Here is a 14,339-nt window from a genome sequence, read left to right as displayed (position 1 = left end):
AACAATGGCAAGAGATTTAAAATTTACAAGAAATATTGGAATCGCAGCTCACATTGATGCAGGTAAAACTACAACAACAGAGCGTATCCTTTATTATGCTGGTGTTAGTCATAAAATTGGTGAAGTGCATGAAGGTGCTGCAACAATGGACTGGATGGCGCAAGAGCAAGAACGTGGTATCACGATCACTTCTGCTGCAACTACGGTTGAGTGGAAATACAGAGGTCAGGCTTACCATATGAACATTATCGATACACCCGGACACGTGGATTTTACCGTTGAGGTAAACCGTTCGTTACGTGTATTGGATGGTTTAGTATTCTTGTTTTCTGCAGTTGATGGTGTTGAGCCTCAATCAGAAACTAACTGGCGTTTGGCTAACAACTACAATGTTGCCCGTATCGGTTTCGTTAATAAAATGGACCGTTCTGGAGCTGACTTTTTAAAAGTTGTTAAACAAGTTAAAGATATGTTAGGTAGCAATGCAGTTCCATTGCAATTGCCTATCGGTGCTGAAGACGGATTTAAAGGTGTGGTTGATTTAATTAACAACCGTGGTATTGTATGGAATGAGCATGATAAAGGTATGACCTTTACTGAAGTGCCTATCCCAGAAGATATGATTGATGAAGTTGCTGAGTGGAGAGAGAAGTTATTAGAATCTGTAGCGGATTATGATGAGTCGTTAATGGAGAAATTCTTTGATGCTCCTGAAACAATCACCGAACGCGAAGTTTTAGATGCTTTACGTGCCGCTGTATTAGATGCTAAAATTGTACCTATGGTTTGTGGTTCATCTTTCAAAAACAAAGGTGTACAAACTATGCTTGATTATGTGATGGAATTATTGCCTTCACCTATGGATAGCGAAGGTGTTGTTGGTACTAACCCAGATACAGGTGCTGAAGTTTTATTAAAACCAAGCATTAGCGAGCCGTTTGCAGCTTTAGCATTTAAAATTGCAACTGACCCATTCGTAGGTCGTTTATGTTTTATCCGTGTTTATTCGGGTAACTTAGAAGCAGGTTCTTACGTATACAACACTCGTTCAGAAAATAAAGAGCGTATTTCTCGTATCTTCCAAATGCATGCTAACAAGCAAAACCCGGTGCCTAATGTGGCCGCTGGAGATATTGCTGCGGTAGTAGGATTTAAGGATATTAAAACAGGTGATACACTTTGTGATGAAAAACACCCTATCATTCTTGAATCAATGAACTTCCCTGAGCCTGTTATCGGTTTAGCTATCGAGCCTAAAACTCAAGCTGATGTTGATAAATTAGGTATGGGCTTAAGTAAATTGGCTGAAGAAGATCCAACTTTTAGAGTTCAAACAGACCAAGAAACTGGTCAAACTGTTATCTCTGGAATGGGTGAGTTACACTTAGATATTTTAATTGACCGTTTAAAACGCGAATTTAAAGTTGAGGTTAACCAAGGTGCACCACAAGTAGCGTACAAAGAAGCAATTTTTGGTACAACTACACACCGTGAAACATACAAAAAACAATCAGGTGGTCGTGGTAAATTTGCCGATATTTCGGTTGTTATCTCTCCAATTGATGCTGATTTTGAAAAAGGTGGTTTACAATTCGTAAACGAAATTACAGGTGGTTCAATTCCACGTGAATTTATTCCTTCAGTAGAAAAAGGTTTTGCTGCTTCAATGGCAAATGGTGTGTTAGCTGGTTATCCACTTCCAGATATGAAAGTTCGTTTAACGGATGGTTCATTCCACGCAGTCGATTCAGATGCTTTATCATTTGAGCTTGCAGCTAAAATGGCTTACCGTGAGGCTTTACCTAAATGTAAACCAACTTTGATGGAACCAATCATGAAAATCGAAATCTTAACCCCTGAAGAAAACATGGGTGATGTTATCGGTGATATGAACCGTCGTCGTGGTCAGTTGTTAGGTATGGATACTCGTAACGGATCTCAGGTAATTAAAGCAACTGTGCCACTTTCTGAAATGTTTGGTTATGTAACTCAGTTACGTACAATCACTTCAGGCCGTGCAACTTCTACAATGGAATTTGACCACTACGAAGCTGCGCCTAAAAACGTACAGGATGAAGTAATTGCTAAATCTAAAGGAAGAGTAAAATCTGAAGACTAATTAAGATAGAAGGTAAAAGGCGTAAGGCAAAAGGTTTTAAACCCTAAGCCTTACACTTTAAACCCTCCACCTTGTTAAAAGATAAATCCGATTTCTGTTGTTAATAGCTCTAACAGGAAATCATAAATTAAATAAGATGAGCCAAAGAATCAGAATTAAATTAAAATCTTACGATTACAACTTAGTAGATAAATCTGCTGAGAAAATCGTTAAAACTGTTAAACCTACGGGTGCAGTTGTAAGTGGACCGATTCCACTTCCTACAGAGAAAAAAATCTTTACTGTTTTACGTTCTCCTCACGTAAATAAAAAAGCTAGAGAGCAGTTTCAATTATGCGCTTACAAACGCTTATTAGATATCTATAGCTCTAACTCTAAAACAGTTGATGCTTTAATGAAACTTGAATTGCCAAGTGGTGTTGAAGTAGAAATCAAAGTGTGATAGATTTGATGAAATTGAAAAAGTCTCGGTGTAAATCGGGACTTTTTTTGTTTTTAGATATCTGTAAATTAATATCATAGCAATCGAAATTATCTCTCTTAAAACAAAAGGCAGAATTTTAAGTTAAGCCATAATACAAATAGCTATAATGGATAATACGAAACAAACAGAAAGTGACCAGAATCCAGTTAAAGGTCATGATTTTGCTAGCCCGGAAAACGAGGAGCAAAAACCATCATCGCATGGGGAAGTAGCAAATCAAAAAGGTAGTGACTTTACCGATTTAGAAGAAAGTCGAATGGATCATCCACCAAAGCATAGAGATACTAATGGCTCTACAAAGGATGATGCTGAAAAACCGAAAGGTGATGTTGATCAAGAAAACGGAGTTTAGCCCTTTAGATAAATACCTAATCTATAATTCTATTTCGCACAACAAAATTTACTAAAGAGGCGGTATTTTTTGTTCCGGTTTTTTCGAGTAAATTTTGTCGGTTTCCTTCGATGGTTCTTTTGCTTGTAAAAAGTTTATCAGCAATTTCACTATTTGTATAGCCTTGAGCTATTAGTTTTAAAATTTCTATTTCCCTTTTTGATACCTCTACATTAGATTTTAGAGGTGTACGGTTAGAATTATTTGTACGATTTATATGCGCCAGTAATTTGAGCGAAATATTCGTACAGATGTATTTATTGCCTATGGTAATTTGTTTAATGGCAAAAATCATGGTATCGATATCTACATTTTTTAACAAATAGCCAGAAGCACCAGCATCCATAGCCTGACTAATATTTTTCTCATCATCCAATACCGAAAGTACCAAGACTTTAATGTTTGGAAAGTTCGCGTTTAATATGCTTATCAATTCTACACCTTTTGTATCTGGCATATTGATATCAGTTATAATAACATCTGGCTCTATCCCTAAGCGTAAATGTTGTAAAACTTCGCTACCATTTTTAGCCTTTGCAATAATTTTTATCTCTGGTTCTCCTCCCAGTAAAGCAACTATGCCATTTCGTACAATTGTGTGATCTTCAGCTAGTAATACCTTTATAATGGTTTTCAATTTATGATTATGTAATAATAGTTTGGTCAGTTTCAAATATCGATATATTTTCATGCTTGATGGTGCGTGTTTATACCGCATATTTTCGTATAAATACGCTTAATGGCACTAACAATAGCTATTAAAGAAGATAATTACTGAAAGTTAAGAATTACAATAAAACCACGACGCGGTTTTAGAAAATTTGGAAAGGCAATAAAATGTGAACATATAACTATTTAAATGTACGTTATTATTATATCAATTTAACTGTAAAAACTATATTAAATATTTCCTTACTTATTGCAATAGATATGTTTTGAATTATAATGCAATTTGTTACTAAACTTTTTAATAATAATGATTGTTGTATAGATATCTAACCATCATAAAAATTATTGTTATGGAAATGAATAGCAATCAACAGCAAAATCTAGATTCTGATAATCATATCGAATGGGATAATGATACTTATGGACATTTGAACCCAGAATTATTGAAGAAAAAAAACGAGCCTGAAGAAGCACACTTGGAGTTTATAGAAAATGACGAGGCTAGTGCAGACTTAGAAACCTCTAAAAAGTTGAAGAATATTAATTTAGCTAGTAATGATATCGCTTCAAGAAATGATGATCAGGAAAAAGGAGTCGGCGGAAAACCACTATGATTAGCTTTATATTATTAGATGCCAGAATCTAATACATCATCTTCATTCCTTTGAGATGGCTTTTTGCTTTCACTAGGAAAATCATCTGATGAACTACCTGTATGGCTAGAAGCACTTTCAACAGTGGGATTTTCTTCATCACTATTAAAGGAATCATCACTTAAAGAATCCTTTCCTTGAGTACCAGAGTTATCATAACCGTCTTTAGCTAAAGGATTACCAGCTATCATTTCACTACTTTCCTTTCCATAAGAAGTTACTTCATTACTATCGTTTTGCTTTTCATAATCTTTCTGTACGTCAGATTTTGATGGTTTAGATTTATCTGAATTTGAAGAATCTACAAACCCTTCGATATGCTCATCCTTACGATATATGCTTGTTTTCATACTTGTATAACATGCAAAATTTCAAATGGTTTTTTCTTATCATTATTAGTATGTTAATAGAAAATTATCTATTTAAATTCTGCCACGGTTTTAGCTTTTGATTAACTTCGCCGAATAAAGCTAAATTTTAAATGGAGTGGAATAAATTACTTTCGAATAAACGTTTTGGGCAAGAGCAGTATGGAGCAAGTTCGGATAAAGCCCGTTCTGATTTTCAACGTGATTATGATAGATTAATCTTTTCTTCTCCATTTCGCCGATTGCAAAATAAAACACAGGTTTTCCCATTACCAGGTAGCGTTTTTGTACATAACAGACTTACGCATAGCTTGGAAGTGGCAAGTGTTGCCCGCTCTATGGCTAATATTTTTTTAAATAGCATCGAAGAAAAAACACCAGAATTGATTAAAAAGGCACCGCTAATTTCGGAAGTTGGAAATATTGTGGCAGCAGCAGCTTTAGCTCATGATTTAGGCAATCCGGCTTTTGGGCATTCTGGTGAAGCAGCCATTTCTAGATACTTTACAGATGGTGACGGAAAGGTGTATGAAAAGGACATGAGTAAAGAACAATGGCATGACTTGATAAATTTTGAAGGGAATGCTAACGCAATACGAATTCTTACACACCCATTAAAAGGTAAAGGCAACGATGCTTATGCACTAACCTATTCTACATTAGCTTCTATTGCAAAGTATCCTTGCGCATCAATTGCTGGAAAACAAAAAGGTTTACTCCACAGAAAAAAGTATGGTTTTTTTCAATCGGAAGAAGAATCGTTTAAGAGAATAGCTACCCAATTAGGTTTAGAGCAAGAACCAAATGAATACCTAATTTACAAGCGACATCCGTTGGTTTATATTGTAGAAGCTGCAGATGATATTTGCTACAGCATAATAGACTTAGAAGATGCACATCGATTAAAAATTTTATCATACGAAGAAGTTAAAAGTTATCTAGTTCCATTTGCAAATTCTACAACGATAGAAAACAGGCTAAAGAACGATTATGAAGATGATGATGCCAAAATTGGATTATTAAGAGCGAAGGCGATAAATACGCTAACAAAAATTTGTGCCGATATATTTTACAGGGAACAAGAGACTTTGTTGAAAGGAGATTTAAATCATAGTCTTACTGACTTAATTCCTGAACCATATCAATCAGCCTGGAAAGCCATTGAGAAAGTTTCTGTCGATAGGATTTATAATTTTTCTTCAGTGATACAAAAAGAAGTTGCAGGTTATAAAATTATGGCAGGTTTGCTTGAAGAATTTGTGCCGGCTTTAATACATAACAACACACACTATTATAAAAAGCTGGTAAAATTAATACCAAAACAGTACCATACAGACTTAACCGATATCTACTCAAGAACACAAAGCGTATTAGATTTTGTTTCAGGAATGACCGATTTGTATGCCGTAGATTTATACCGAAACATTAAAGGGATATCTTTTCCTTCAGAAACTTAGGAGCTTTTGGTAGAATAAGATAGTGAATAAAAAAGCCAATTTTGCATGCAAAATTGGCTTTGTCAATTAAAGTTAACCTGAAGATTAGCGTCGTCCGCCTTCATCCCATTTATTTCGTTCATCTTGCAATTCTCTTGCAAGCTTCATTTCTTTATCCTTGGCTTTAACTTTATGAGCCTGAAATTCATCAGCTACTTCCTGGTAAAGTTGTGTTCTATAAGTAGCTTCTTTTCGAAATTTTCCGGTTTGTAAAATTACAATAGCCAAACCTGCAGCCAATAGTATAATTATTGTCCAAACAATCGTATTATAAGTTCCTTTGTTAAAAGATATTCCTAAAAAGGTAATTTCGTTAACCGATGCCGTGGCGCTAGCCAATGAACTTTCTTTACCAGTTACTTCGCCTTTTAAGCTGGCAATATTATCTGCCTGAGTTTTAATTTGGGTTCTGGCTTCTTGCAATTGTTTTCGTTCTTTGCGCAAAGTATCGTTTACGCTTTTCCAAACAGAAGATAATCTAGCTGGATTAATCAATTTTGATCCATAAAGGCTTTTAGATTTTTTCAACATAAACTGATACTGACCATTTAAAGATGGGTCAGTATTTTTAGAAGTGTCTTGCTGAGCAAGCGCAAAAGAAACGTTTAAAAAGATTAACGCTCCTAAACAATAAATAACGTGTTTAAATTTTTGCATAGTTCAAAGGTAATGTTAAAATGTAAAACTACATTTTTATACAATTTATTATAAATTAATTTATGATAGATTACATTTGTTTCATGCAAATAGGAATTATTGGTTTAGGTGATATGGGGAAATTATATGCCATATCATTTGCAAATGCAGGTTATAATGTTTGTGGGGCCGATATGCCTTCACGTTTTAACGAATTAAAAAAAGAACTAGAACCACTAAAAATTGAAGTCTTAAATGATGGTCATGAGGTTTCCAGGAAATCTGATTTCATCATTTATTGTGTCGAAGCCGAAAAGATTGATGAAGTTGTTTCAACATTTGCCCTATCAACAAAATATGGTGCAATCGTAGCTGGTCAAACTTCAGTAAAGCATCCCGAAATTGCTGCTTTTGAAAAATATCTACCTAAGGAAACCCAAATTGTAACTTGTCATTCTCTACATGGGCCAGCGTTTAGTCCCGAAGGGCAAACTTTAGTTGTGGTTAGGTACCGTGCAACTGATGAAGTATATAATGAAGCATTAGAAATTTATAAATCGCTTAAATCGAATATAATTGAGTTAAATGATTATAAAGAACACGATAGGATAGTGGCAGATACACAGGCTGTAACCCACATGGGTTTCGAAAGTATGGGTTCGGCATGGAAAAATGCAGGTTTTTTCCCTTGGGATAACCCTGTATATGCCGGTGGAATTGATAACGTTAAAATCTTAACCACACTTAGGATATTTAGTTATAAATCGCACATTTACGCAGGCTTAGCCATTCTTAATCCTTACGCTCAAAAACAGGTTAAATGTTATGCACAAGCAGAATCAGAGTTATATAAATTGATGATTTGCGAAAATGAAACTGAATTTAGAGCTAAAATTTATGCAGCCCGAGATTTTGTTTTTCATGAAAGTCGCAAGCTTTTGCTGCTTGATGATAATATTATGAAGGAATTTAGCTTATCAGATGCAAATCACAATCAAAAACCCAACTCGCACCTAAGTTTGCTTAGCATGGTTTATGCCTGGTACAAAATGGGTGTAAATCCTTATGATAATCTGATTTGCCAAACCCCACCATTTAAATTACGTTTAGGCATTGCCGAATACCTGTTTAAAAATGAAGAAATGTTAGAGGAATCGATTCATACTGCTTTGTATGATAAGTCCATTCGTGGCGATGATTTAGAATTCCATACTGCCGTGCATGAGTGGGCGTCGATAATTGGATACGGAGACTTAAAAGGCTATAAAGAACATTTTGAAGCAGCAAAGTCGTTTTTCGCTAATCGTTTGAATGATGGCCGTGATCTAAGTGCGGAAATGATTAAAAGGTTGGGAAAATAGGTGAGATGAAAGTGAAGTTACAAAAACCCGAATTAATTAATATTTTGGTGGAAGAGCTGCTAAAATTAGAAAAGCTCTCCGCTGATTTTGACTCGGAAAGTCAATATATGGTAACTGAAATTGCTAGAATCATAAGTCATATATTTCATAATACAGAAACTTCCAAATCCTTATTAAGTCAACTTAAATTAACACATTTGCCAATTTATTGCAGCGCCGAATTGTATAATTACAAAAGCTTGGTAAATTATTTGGGGTTGCTAAAATTAGAACATAATGTACAGTTGGGGTGGAATTATTATCCAAAGTTAAATCAAGAAGAACTAAGGTTTGTTTCTCAGGAAAACTGGTGGCTAAATAAAAAAGTAATCATTGATTCACTTGAAGCCTCTTACACAAGAAGCAAAATAATAAAATCAGTTGCTAATGCAGATGGAACACTTGATAGGATGGATACCTCGGGTTGGAAAATTAATGGGAAACTAGATGTCAAAATAAACCCAATTCCAGCTACGGTTAATCAAATCGCATTTGAATTATTAGCAAGTTTTAAAAATATAAATCTGAGCAAGGAAAGTAAGCTTCATTATAAGATATAGCTTAGGCTATTATAGAACAACAGTTTTAAATTACTATAAATAGACTTAATTAATATGCTGAACGTTTTAAAGGGTAGTCCTAATAAAGATAATTGGCAAATCATGCTATCCATTTCTCATCTTCATCTATTTTTCCATTTTCCATCTTACTTCATCCATATAATATATAGACTTTATTTTATTCATTTAATCTTTCGTTTCCCCAAAAAGCGTATCTTATATTTGCCTGCATGTCGGTTTTGTTATTTACCATTGTCGTTTTGCTTGGCGCTTTTTTAGCTGGTTTATTAGGCTCTTTAACTGGTCTGGGCGGTGGTGTTATCATAATTCCATTATTAACTTTAGCCTTGGGTGTAGATATACATTATGCAATCGGGGCTTCGATAGTTTCGGTAATTGCAACCTCCTCTGGGTCAGCTGCTGCATACGTTAAAGAAGGCATTACAAACATTCGAATTGGGATGTTTCTCGAAATTGCCACTACAATAGGAGCCGTTTGCGGGGCAATAGTAGCTGTTTATCTCAACGCAAATTACATTGCTATAATTTTCGGTTGTATCCTTATTTTTTCAGCAATTATGACATTGAAGAAAAAAGTAGATCATTCTACTTTAGATGATTCGGATAAATGGGCTAATTTTTTCAAATTGAATGGTTCTTATCCTGATAAAGGCATAGAACATAAATATGCAGTTAAACATGTTCCAGCTGGTTTTTTAATGATGCTCTTTGCTGGAACACTTTCAGGATTATTGGGAATTGGAAGCGGAGCACTAAAAGTTATCGCGATGGATAACATTATGCGGTTACCTTTCAAAGTTTCTACAACCACAAGTAATTTTATGATGGGTGTTACGGCAGCAGCAAGTGCAGTAGTTTATTTACATCGGGGGCAAATAGATCCTGGTATTGCAATGCCGGTATGTATTGGTGTTTTAACCGGTGCATCAATTGGTTCTAAAGTATTACTAAAAACAAAAACCGATAAACTCAAAATAGTTTTTGCTGTAGTGGTTACATTTTTAGCGCTGCAAATGATTTTTAAAGGTATTAGCGGGTTGTAATGAACACACCAAAAAAGGAAAATTTAAGCGATAAAGACATTCAAATAATTTTGGGTAGACTTTTACGTGCCGGAGTAATTATCTCGATGAGCATCGTTTTAATTGGTGGTTCAATTTTCTTAATCCATAATAAAGGTGCGATAACGGATTATAAAGTTTTTAAACCAGAGCTTTCCAAATTTTCTTCTATCAATGCAATTTTCAAAGGCGTGTTAACATTTCATGGCGATGCAATTGTTCAGTTTGGTATTCTAATGCTCATCTTTACACCGATAGCCCGCATTGTTTTTGCTATTTTTAGCTTTTTAATCGAGAAAGATTATCTATATGTACTCATAGGATTAATCATTTTAGCCATAATAACTGTTAGTTTAAATGGTGGTTTGGCACATTAGCCTATCTTTTTTAGTTAATTCCCATCATATCAGCAAATTATTTGAAAAAATATTTCGCTAACTATTTGAATATTAAGAATTCTTTCCTATTTTTGCCCTCCCTTAAAAGGGATGAACAACCACCTTGAACGAAGCCCTACTGCTTCGATGGGTGTTAAAAAGAAAAGATAAAATGTCAGGAATTATTGGAAAAAAAGTAGGAATGACCAGTATCTTCGATGCAGATGGAAAAAACATTCCATGTACTGTTATCGAGGCTGGGCCTTGTGTAGTTACACAAGTGAAGACCGAAGAAGTAGACGGCTATTCATCAATCCAATTGGGTTACGATGAGAAAAAAGAGAAAAACACAACTCAACCGTTAAAAGGCCATTTCGCGAAAGCAAACACAACTCCAAAACGCAAGCTGGTAGAATTCGATTCGTTTACAACTGCACTTAATTTAGGTGATGTTGTTACGGTTGATGCATTCGCAGAAGGTGATTTTGTTGATGTTGTAGGTACCTCAAAAGGTAAAGGTTTTCAAGGTGTTGTAAAACGCCACGGATTTGCCGGTGTTGGTATGCAAACTCACGGTCAGCATAACCGTTTACGTGCCCCGGGTTCATTGGGAGCATCGTCATTCCCTTCACGTGTATTCAAAGGAATGCGCATGGCTGGAAGAACAGGTGGAGACAGAGTAAAAGTTCAAAACTTACAAGTTTTGAAAGTTTATGCTGAGCAAAACTTATTAGTAGTTAGTGGTTCCATTCCAGGAGCTAAAGGTTCTTACGTAATCTTAGACAAGTAATCAGATGGAAGTTAAAGTAATAAACATTTCAGGTAAAGAAACAGGTGCCAAGGTGCAACTTCCTGAATCGGTATTCGGTATTGAGCCTAACGACCACGCGATTTATTTAGATGTTAAACAGTTTTTGGCTAACCAACGTCAAGGAACTCACAAATCTAAACAACGTAATGAGATTGCAGGTTCTACCCGCAAACTATACAAACAAAAAGGTACAGGTGGTGCCCGTGCCGGTAGCATTAAATCTCCGTTATTTAACGGTGGTGGTCGTGTTTTCGGTCCTCAGCCACGTGATTACAGTTTTAAATTGAATAAGAAATTAAAAGTATTAGCACGTAAATCAGCTTTAGCTTACAAAGCAAAAGATAACAACGTGGTAGTTTTAGAAGATTTCAGTTTCGATACCATTAAAACTAAAAACTATATAAACTTAATCGCTGCGTTAAACGTAGGTAACGAAAAAACTTTATTGGTTTTACCTGCACAAAATAATAATATCTATTTATCAAGCAGAAACGTTGAGAAAACTAAAGTAATTACTGCAGCAGATTTAAACACATATGATGTGTTAAATGCAGGCGTACTTGTGTTAACTACAGATTCTGTTAAAACTTTGGAGGAGGCATTTGCCAAGTAATATGGAAATTTTAAAAAAACCAATATTAACCGAAAAAGCTTCAGCTTTAACTGAAAAATTAAACGTTTTTACATTTAGCGTTAACCACAAAGCAAATAAATTGCAAATCAAATCTGCAATCGAAAAACTTTATGGTGTAACCATTACATCAATCAATACTATGGTTGTAGATGGTAAAGCTAAATCTCGTTACACAAAAGCAGGTTTTGTTTCTGGCCGTAGCCCGAAATATAAAAAAGCTATCGTAACCTTGAAAGACGGTGAAACAATAGATTATTACGCAAATCTTTAATTTAATTATTAATTATAACTATGGGCTTAAGAAAATTTAAACCAGTTACTCCGGGAACCCGCTTTAGAGTTGGTGCCAGCTTTACGGAGATTACAGCAACCAAGCCCGAAAAATCATTGGTTGTATCATCAAAAAAGTCTGGTGGACGTAACAACACAGGAAAGATGACTATGCGCTACATGGGTGGTGGTCATAAAAAATCATATCGTTTAATCGACTTCAAACGCGATAAATTTGATATTCCTGCTACAGTAGCATCTGTAGAATACGATCCGAACCGTACTGCCCGCATTGCATTATTAAATTATGCAGATGGCGAGAAGCGTTACATTATTGCTCCAGAAGGTTTGCAAGTAGGTTCGGTATTATTATCGGGCGATACAGCATCTCCAGAAGTAGGTAACACTTTAAAATTATCGAACATTCCATTAGGTTCTATCGTTCACAACGTAGAAATCCATCCTGGAAAAGGAGCACAATTAGCTCGTAGTGCAGGTGCTTACGCACAATTAGCTGCCCGCGATGGTAAATATGCTACTTTAAAAATGCCTTCAGGCGAAACCCGTTTAATCTTGACAACTTGTCTTGCTACAATCGGTGCAGTATCTAACTCAGATCACGCAAACGAAGTATTAGGTAAAGCTGGTCGTAAACGTTGGTTGGGCCGTCGTCCGAGAACTAGACCGGTAGCGATGAACCCTGTCGATCACCCAATGGGTGGTGGTGAAGGTAGATCATCAGGTGGTCACCCTCGTTCAAGAAATGGTGTTTTAGCTAAAGGCTTTAAAACCAGAGAACTTAAAAAATATTCTAATCGTTACATCATAGAGAGAAGGAAGAAATAATGGCTCGTTCGATAAAAAAAGGACCTTATATTGACCATAACGTAGAGAAAAAAGTAAGCTCTATGAATGATTCAGGCAAAAAGTCTGTAATCAAAACTTGGTCTCGCAGATCAATGATTTCACCAGATTTCGTGAATCATACATTTGCAGTACACAATGGAAATAAATTTATTCCTGTGTACGTAACAGAAAACATGGTTGGTCACAAGTTGGGAGAATTTGCTCCAACCAGAACATTCAGAGGACACGCTGAAAAGAAAAAATAATTAGACAATGGAAGCAATAGCAAAATTAAACAATTGTCCAACCTCACCACGTAAGATGCGTTTGGTTGTAGATCTTATCAGAGGTGAACGTGTAGAAAAAGCATTAAGCATTTTAAAGTTTACCAATAAAGAAGCAGCAATAAGAGTTGAAAAATTATTATTATCTGCAATTAAAAACTGGGAATCTAAAAATGAAGGTGCTCGTCCTGAAGAAAACCAGTTGTTTGTAAAAACAATTATGGTAGATGGTGGTCGTCAGCTTAAACGCTTACGTCCAGCTCCTCAAGGCCGTGGATATAGAATTCGTAAACGTTCTAACCACGTAACGCTGATTGTAGATAGTAAAAGTACAGAAACAACTCAAAACTAATTTTAGGAAATGGGACAAAAAGCAAATCCAATAGGTAACAGGTTAGGTATCATCAAAGGATGGGATTCTAACTGGTTCGGTGGCAACAACTACTCCGATAAATTAGTTGAAGATGAGAAAATAAGAAAATACCTTTCTGCTCGTATTGCAAAAGGTGGTGTTGCAAAAGTAGTTATTGAGCGTACTTTAAAACGTATTACAGTAACTATCCACACAGCTCGCCCAGGTATTGTAATTGGTAAAGCAGGTGCTGAGGTTGATAAAATTAAAGAAGAGTTAAAGAAATTAACTAAAAAGGAAATTCAAATTAACATCTTCGAAATTAAACGCCCAGAACTTGATGCACAATTAGTTGCAGAAGGTGTTGCAAAACAATTAGAAGCAAGGATCTCATTCCGTAGAGCAATGAAATCTTCTATCGCATCTACAATGCGTATGGGTGCTGAAGGTATTAAAATCATGACTTCTGGTCGTTTAGGTGGTGCTGAAATGGCACGTTCTGAGCAATATAAAGAAGGAAGAGTGCCTTTGCATACTTTCCGTGCTGATATTGATTACGCTTTAGCAGAAGCTTTAACTACTTATGGTAAAATAGGTGTTAAAGTTTGGATTTGTAAAGGTGAGGTTTATGGAAAACGTGATTTGTCTCCAAATATTGGTGCAACAAATAACGGTCCTAAAGGTGCATCTGATAAACCAGCTTTTGGTGGAAGAGATAACAGAGGCGGAGGCAACGACAGACGTGGCGGTGGTAATGACAGACGTGGTGGAAACCAAGGTGGTGGTCGTGGTCCAGGTCAAGGTCAAGGTGGCCCCGGAGCAAATAGAGGTGGTGGCGCAGGCACTAACAGAGGTCCTCGTAAATAATTGATTTATTAACATCGTTTAACGATTAGAACAAAATAAA

The 14,339-nt window shown here is 35.7% G+C and carries 19 protein-coding genes; 16 read left to right on the top strand and 3 right to left on the bottom strand.

Going from position 1 to position 14,339, the window contains the following annotated elements:
* Nucleotides 1–4: 4 nt before the first annotated feature.
* From fusA to ACFOWA_RS17130, 3 genes are all read left to right on the top strand, one after another.
* Nucleotides 5–2,119, top strand: coding sequence for an elongation factor G (gene fusA / locus ACFOWA_RS17140; protein WP_378987391.1), 2,115 nt, complete (start codon nucleotides 5–7; stop codon nucleotides 2,117–2,119).
* A 136-nt stretch (nucleotides 2,120–2,255) separates the two neighbouring features.
* Nucleotides 2,256–2,561 carry a 30S ribosomal protein S10 gene (gene rpsJ / locus ACFOWA_RS17135; protein ID WP_008244591.1) on the top strand — a complete coding sequence of 102 codons (306 nt, stop codon included), beginning with the start codon at nucleotides 2,256–2,258 and terminating at the stop codon, nucleotides 2,559–2,561.
* Nucleotides 2,562–2,709: 148 nt separating this feature from the next.
* Nucleotides 2,710–2,955 carry a hypothetical protein gene (locus tag ACFOWA_RS17130; RefSeq protein WP_378987387.1) on the top strand — a complete coding sequence of 82 codons (246 nt, stop codon included), beginning with the start codon at nucleotides 2,710–2,712 and terminating at the stop codon, nucleotides 2,953–2,955.
* Between the two features lie 16 nt (nucleotides 2,956–2,971).
* On the opposite strand, the gene ACFOWA_RS17125 is transcribed toward ACFOWA_RS17130, so the two are convergent.
* Complete coding sequence (locus ACFOWA_RS17125; RefSeq protein WP_378987384.1) at nucleotides 2,972–3,685, bottom strand: response regulator; 714 nt, start codon at nucleotides 3,683–3,685, stop codon at nucleotides 2,972–2,974.
* Between the two features lie 292 nt (nucleotides 3,686–3,977).
* Here ACFOWA_RS17125 and ACFOWA_RS17120 point away from each other — a divergent pair, with 292 nt between their 5' ends.
* Nucleotides 3,978–4,277 (top strand): hypothetical protein, encoded by a 300-nt coding sequence (locus ACFOWA_RS17120; RefSeq protein WP_378987381.1) that lies wholly within the window; start codon nucleotides 3,978–3,980, stop codon nucleotides 4,275–4,277.
* A gap of 14 nt (nucleotides 4,278–4,291) precedes the next feature.
* Here ACFOWA_RS17120 and ACFOWA_RS17115 read toward each other — a convergent pair whose 3' ends face one another.
* The gene (locus ACFOWA_RS17115) at nucleotides 4,292–4,666 is read right to left on the bottom strand and encodes a hypothetical protein (protein WP_378987378.1); all 375 of its coding nucleotides are present in this window, start codon (nucleotides 4,664–4,666) and stop codon (nucleotides 4,292–4,294) included.
* Between the two features lie 131 nt (nucleotides 4,667–4,797).
* Between ACFOWA_RS17115 and ACFOWA_RS17110 the strand changes: the two genes are divergently transcribed.
* Nucleotides 4,798–6,141, top strand: coding sequence for a deoxyguanosinetriphosphate triphosphohydrolase (locus tag ACFOWA_RS17110; protein WP_378987375.1), 1,344 nt, complete (start codon nucleotides 4,798–4,800; stop codon nucleotides 6,139–6,141).
* A gap of 84 nt (nucleotides 6,142–6,225) precedes the next feature.
* On the opposite strand, the gene ACFOWA_RS17105 is transcribed toward ACFOWA_RS17110, so the two are convergent.
* Complete coding sequence (locus tag ACFOWA_RS17105) at nucleotides 6,226–6,837, bottom strand: hypothetical protein (RefSeq protein WP_378987372.1); 612 nt, start codon at nucleotides 6,835–6,837, stop codon at nucleotides 6,226–6,228.
* 83 nt (nucleotides 6,838–6,920) lie between these two features.
* Here ACFOWA_RS17105 and ACFOWA_RS17100 point away from each other — a divergent pair, with 83 nt between their 5' ends.
* The 11 genes from ACFOWA_RS17100 to rpsC all read left to right on the top strand — a co-directional run bounded on the left by ACFOWA_RS17100 (nucleotide 6,921) and on the right by rpsC (nucleotide 14,299).
* Nucleotides 6,921–8,177 carry an NAD(P)-binding domain-containing protein gene (locus ACFOWA_RS17100; protein ID WP_378987369.1) on the top strand — a complete coding sequence of 419 codons (1,257 nt, stop codon included), beginning with the start codon at nucleotides 6,921–6,923 and terminating at the stop codon, nucleotides 8,175–8,177.
* A gap of 11 nt (nucleotides 8,178–8,188) precedes the next feature.
* Complete coding sequence (locus ACFOWA_RS17095) at nucleotides 8,189–8,776, top strand: hypothetical protein (protein ID WP_378987366.1); 588 nt, start codon at nucleotides 8,189–8,191, stop codon at nucleotides 8,774–8,776.
* A 230-nt stretch (nucleotides 8,777–9,006) separates the two neighbouring features.
* Nucleotides 9,007–9,840: a sulfite exporter TauE/SafE family protein gene (locus ACFOWA_RS17090; protein WP_378987363.1), complete on the top strand. Its 834-nt coding sequence runs from the start codon at nucleotides 9,007–9,009 to the stop codon at nucleotides 9,838–9,840.
* The gene (locus ACFOWA_RS17085) at nucleotides 9,840–10,235 is read left to right on the top strand and encodes a DUF1634 domain-containing protein (RefSeq protein WP_378987360.1); all 396 of its coding nucleotides are present in this window, start codon (nucleotides 9,840–9,842) and stop codon (nucleotides 10,233–10,235) included. The genes ACFOWA_RS17090 and ACFOWA_RS17085 overlap by 1 nt, the downstream gene beginning before the upstream one ends.
* Nucleotides 10,236–10,407: 172 nt before the next feature.
* Nucleotides 10,408–11,025 (top strand): 50S ribosomal protein L3, encoded by a 618-nt coding sequence (gene rplC / locus ACFOWA_RS17080; protein ID WP_378987357.1) that lies wholly within the window; start codon nucleotides 10,408–10,410, stop codon nucleotides 11,023–11,025.
* A gap of 4 nt (nucleotides 11,026–11,029) precedes the next feature.
* On the top strand, nucleotides 11,030–11,659 hold the full coding sequence (rplD, locus tag ACFOWA_RS17075; RefSeq protein WP_123206893.1) for a 50S ribosomal protein L4: 630 nt from the start codon (nucleotides 11,030–11,032) through the stop codon (nucleotides 11,657–11,659).
* A 1-nt stretch (nucleotide 11,660) separates the two neighbouring features.
* A complete protein-coding gene (gene rplW / locus ACFOWA_RS17070) occupies nucleotides 11,661–11,951 on the top strand; it encodes a 50S ribosomal protein L23 (protein WP_056097517.1) in 291 nt (96 codons plus the stop codon).
* A 20-nt stretch (nucleotides 11,952–11,971) separates the two neighbouring features.
* A complete protein-coding gene (gene rplB, locus ACFOWA_RS17065) occupies nucleotides 11,972–12,796 on the top strand; it encodes a 50S ribosomal protein L2 (RefSeq protein ID WP_123206892.1) in 825 nt (274 codons plus the stop codon).
* A complete protein-coding gene (gene rpsS, locus ACFOWA_RS17060; RefSeq protein ID WP_123206891.1) occupies nucleotides 12,796–13,062 on the top strand; it encodes a 30S ribosomal protein S19 in 267 nt (88 codons plus the stop codon). Before rplB ends, rpsS begins: the two co-directional genes overlap by 1 nt.
* A 7-nt stretch (nucleotides 13,063–13,069) precedes the next feature.
* Nucleotides 13,070–13,432 carry a 50S ribosomal protein L22 gene (gene rplV / locus ACFOWA_RS17055; protein ID WP_029282697.1) on the top strand — a complete coding sequence of 121 codons (363 nt, stop codon included), beginning with the start codon at nucleotides 13,070–13,072 and terminating at the stop codon, nucleotides 13,430–13,432.
* A 9-nt stretch (nucleotides 13,433–13,441) separates the two neighbouring features.
* Nucleotides 13,442–14,299 carry a 30S ribosomal protein S3 gene (gene rpsC / locus ACFOWA_RS17050; RefSeq protein ID WP_378987353.1) on the top strand — a complete coding sequence of 286 codons (858 nt, stop codon included), beginning with the start codon at nucleotides 13,442–13,444 and terminating at the stop codon, nucleotides 14,297–14,299.
* Nucleotides 14,300–14,339: the final 40 nt, after the last annotated feature.

Source organism: Pedobacter lithocola, from assembly GCF_042650845.1.
GTDB lineage: Bacteria > Bacteroidota > Bacteroidia > Sphingobacteriales > Sphingobacteriaceae > Pedobacter > Pedobacter lithocola.
Note: the sequence above shows the minus strand (reverse complement) of the source record. Positions and strands in the feature narration are given on the sequence as shown.

Excerpts from the sequence above, each read along its gene's own strand:
- fusA (WP_378987391.1), top strand. The coding sequence starts at position 5 with ATGGCAAGAGATTTAAAATTTACAAGAAATATTGGAATCGCAGCTCAC.
- rpsJ (WP_008244591.1), top strand. The coding sequence starts at position 2,256 with ATGAGCCAAAGAATCAGAATTAAATTAAAATCTTACGATTACAACTTA.
- ACFOWA_RS17130 (WP_378987387.1), top strand. The coding sequence starts at position 2,710 with ATGGATAATACGAAACAAACAGAAAGTGACCAGAATCCAGTTAAAGGT.
- ACFOWA_RS17125 (WP_378987384.1), bottom strand. The coding sequence starts at position 3,685 with ATGAAAATATATCGATATTTGAAACTGACCAAACTATTATTACATAAT.
- ACFOWA_RS17115 (WP_378987378.1), bottom strand. The coding sequence starts at position 4,666 with ATGAAAACAAGCATATATCGTAAGGATGAGCATATCGAAGGGTTTGTA.
- ACFOWA_RS17110 (WP_378987375.1), top strand. The coding sequence starts at position 4,798 with ATGGAGTGGAATAAATTACTTTCGAATAAACGTTTTGGGCAAGAGCAG.
- ACFOWA_RS17105 (WP_378987372.1), bottom strand. The coding sequence starts at position 6,837 with ATGCAAAAATTTAAACACGTTATTTATTGTTTAGGAGCGTTAATCTTT.
- ACFOWA_RS17100 (WP_378987369.1), top strand. The coding sequence starts at position 6,921 with ATGCAAATAGGAATTATTGGTTTAGGTGATATGGGGAAATTATATGCC.
- ACFOWA_RS17090 (WP_378987363.1), top strand. The coding sequence starts at position 9,007 with ATGTCGGTTTTGTTATTTACCATTGTCGTTTTGCTTGGCGCTTTTTTA.
- ACFOWA_RS17085 (WP_378987360.1), top strand. The coding sequence starts at position 9,840 with ATGAACACACCAAAAAAGGAAAATTTAAGCGATAAAGACATTCAAATA.
- rplC (WP_378987357.1), top strand. The coding sequence starts at position 10,408 with ATGTCAGGAATTATTGGAAAAAAAGTAGGAATGACCAGTATCTTCGAT.
- rplD (WP_123206893.1), top strand. The coding sequence starts at position 11,030 with ATGGAAGTTAAAGTAATAAACATTTCAGGTAAAGAAACAGGTGCCAAG.
- rplW (WP_056097517.1), top strand. The coding sequence starts at position 11,661 with ATGGAAATTTTAAAAAAACCAATATTAACCGAAAAAGCTTCAGCTTTA.
- rplB (WP_123206892.1), top strand. The coding sequence starts at position 11,972 with ATGGGCTTAAGAAAATTTAAACCAGTTACTCCGGGAACCCGCTTTAGA.
- rpsS (WP_123206891.1), top strand. The coding sequence starts at position 12,796 with ATGGCTCGTTCGATAAAAAAAGGACCTTATATTGACCATAACGTAGAG.
- rplV (WP_029282697.1), top strand. The coding sequence starts at position 13,070 with ATGGAAGCAATAGCAAAATTAAACAATTGTCCAACCTCACCACGTAAG.
- rpsC (WP_378987353.1), top strand. The coding sequence starts at position 13,442 with ATGGGACAAAAAGCAAATCCAATAGGTAACAGGTTAGGTATCATCAAA.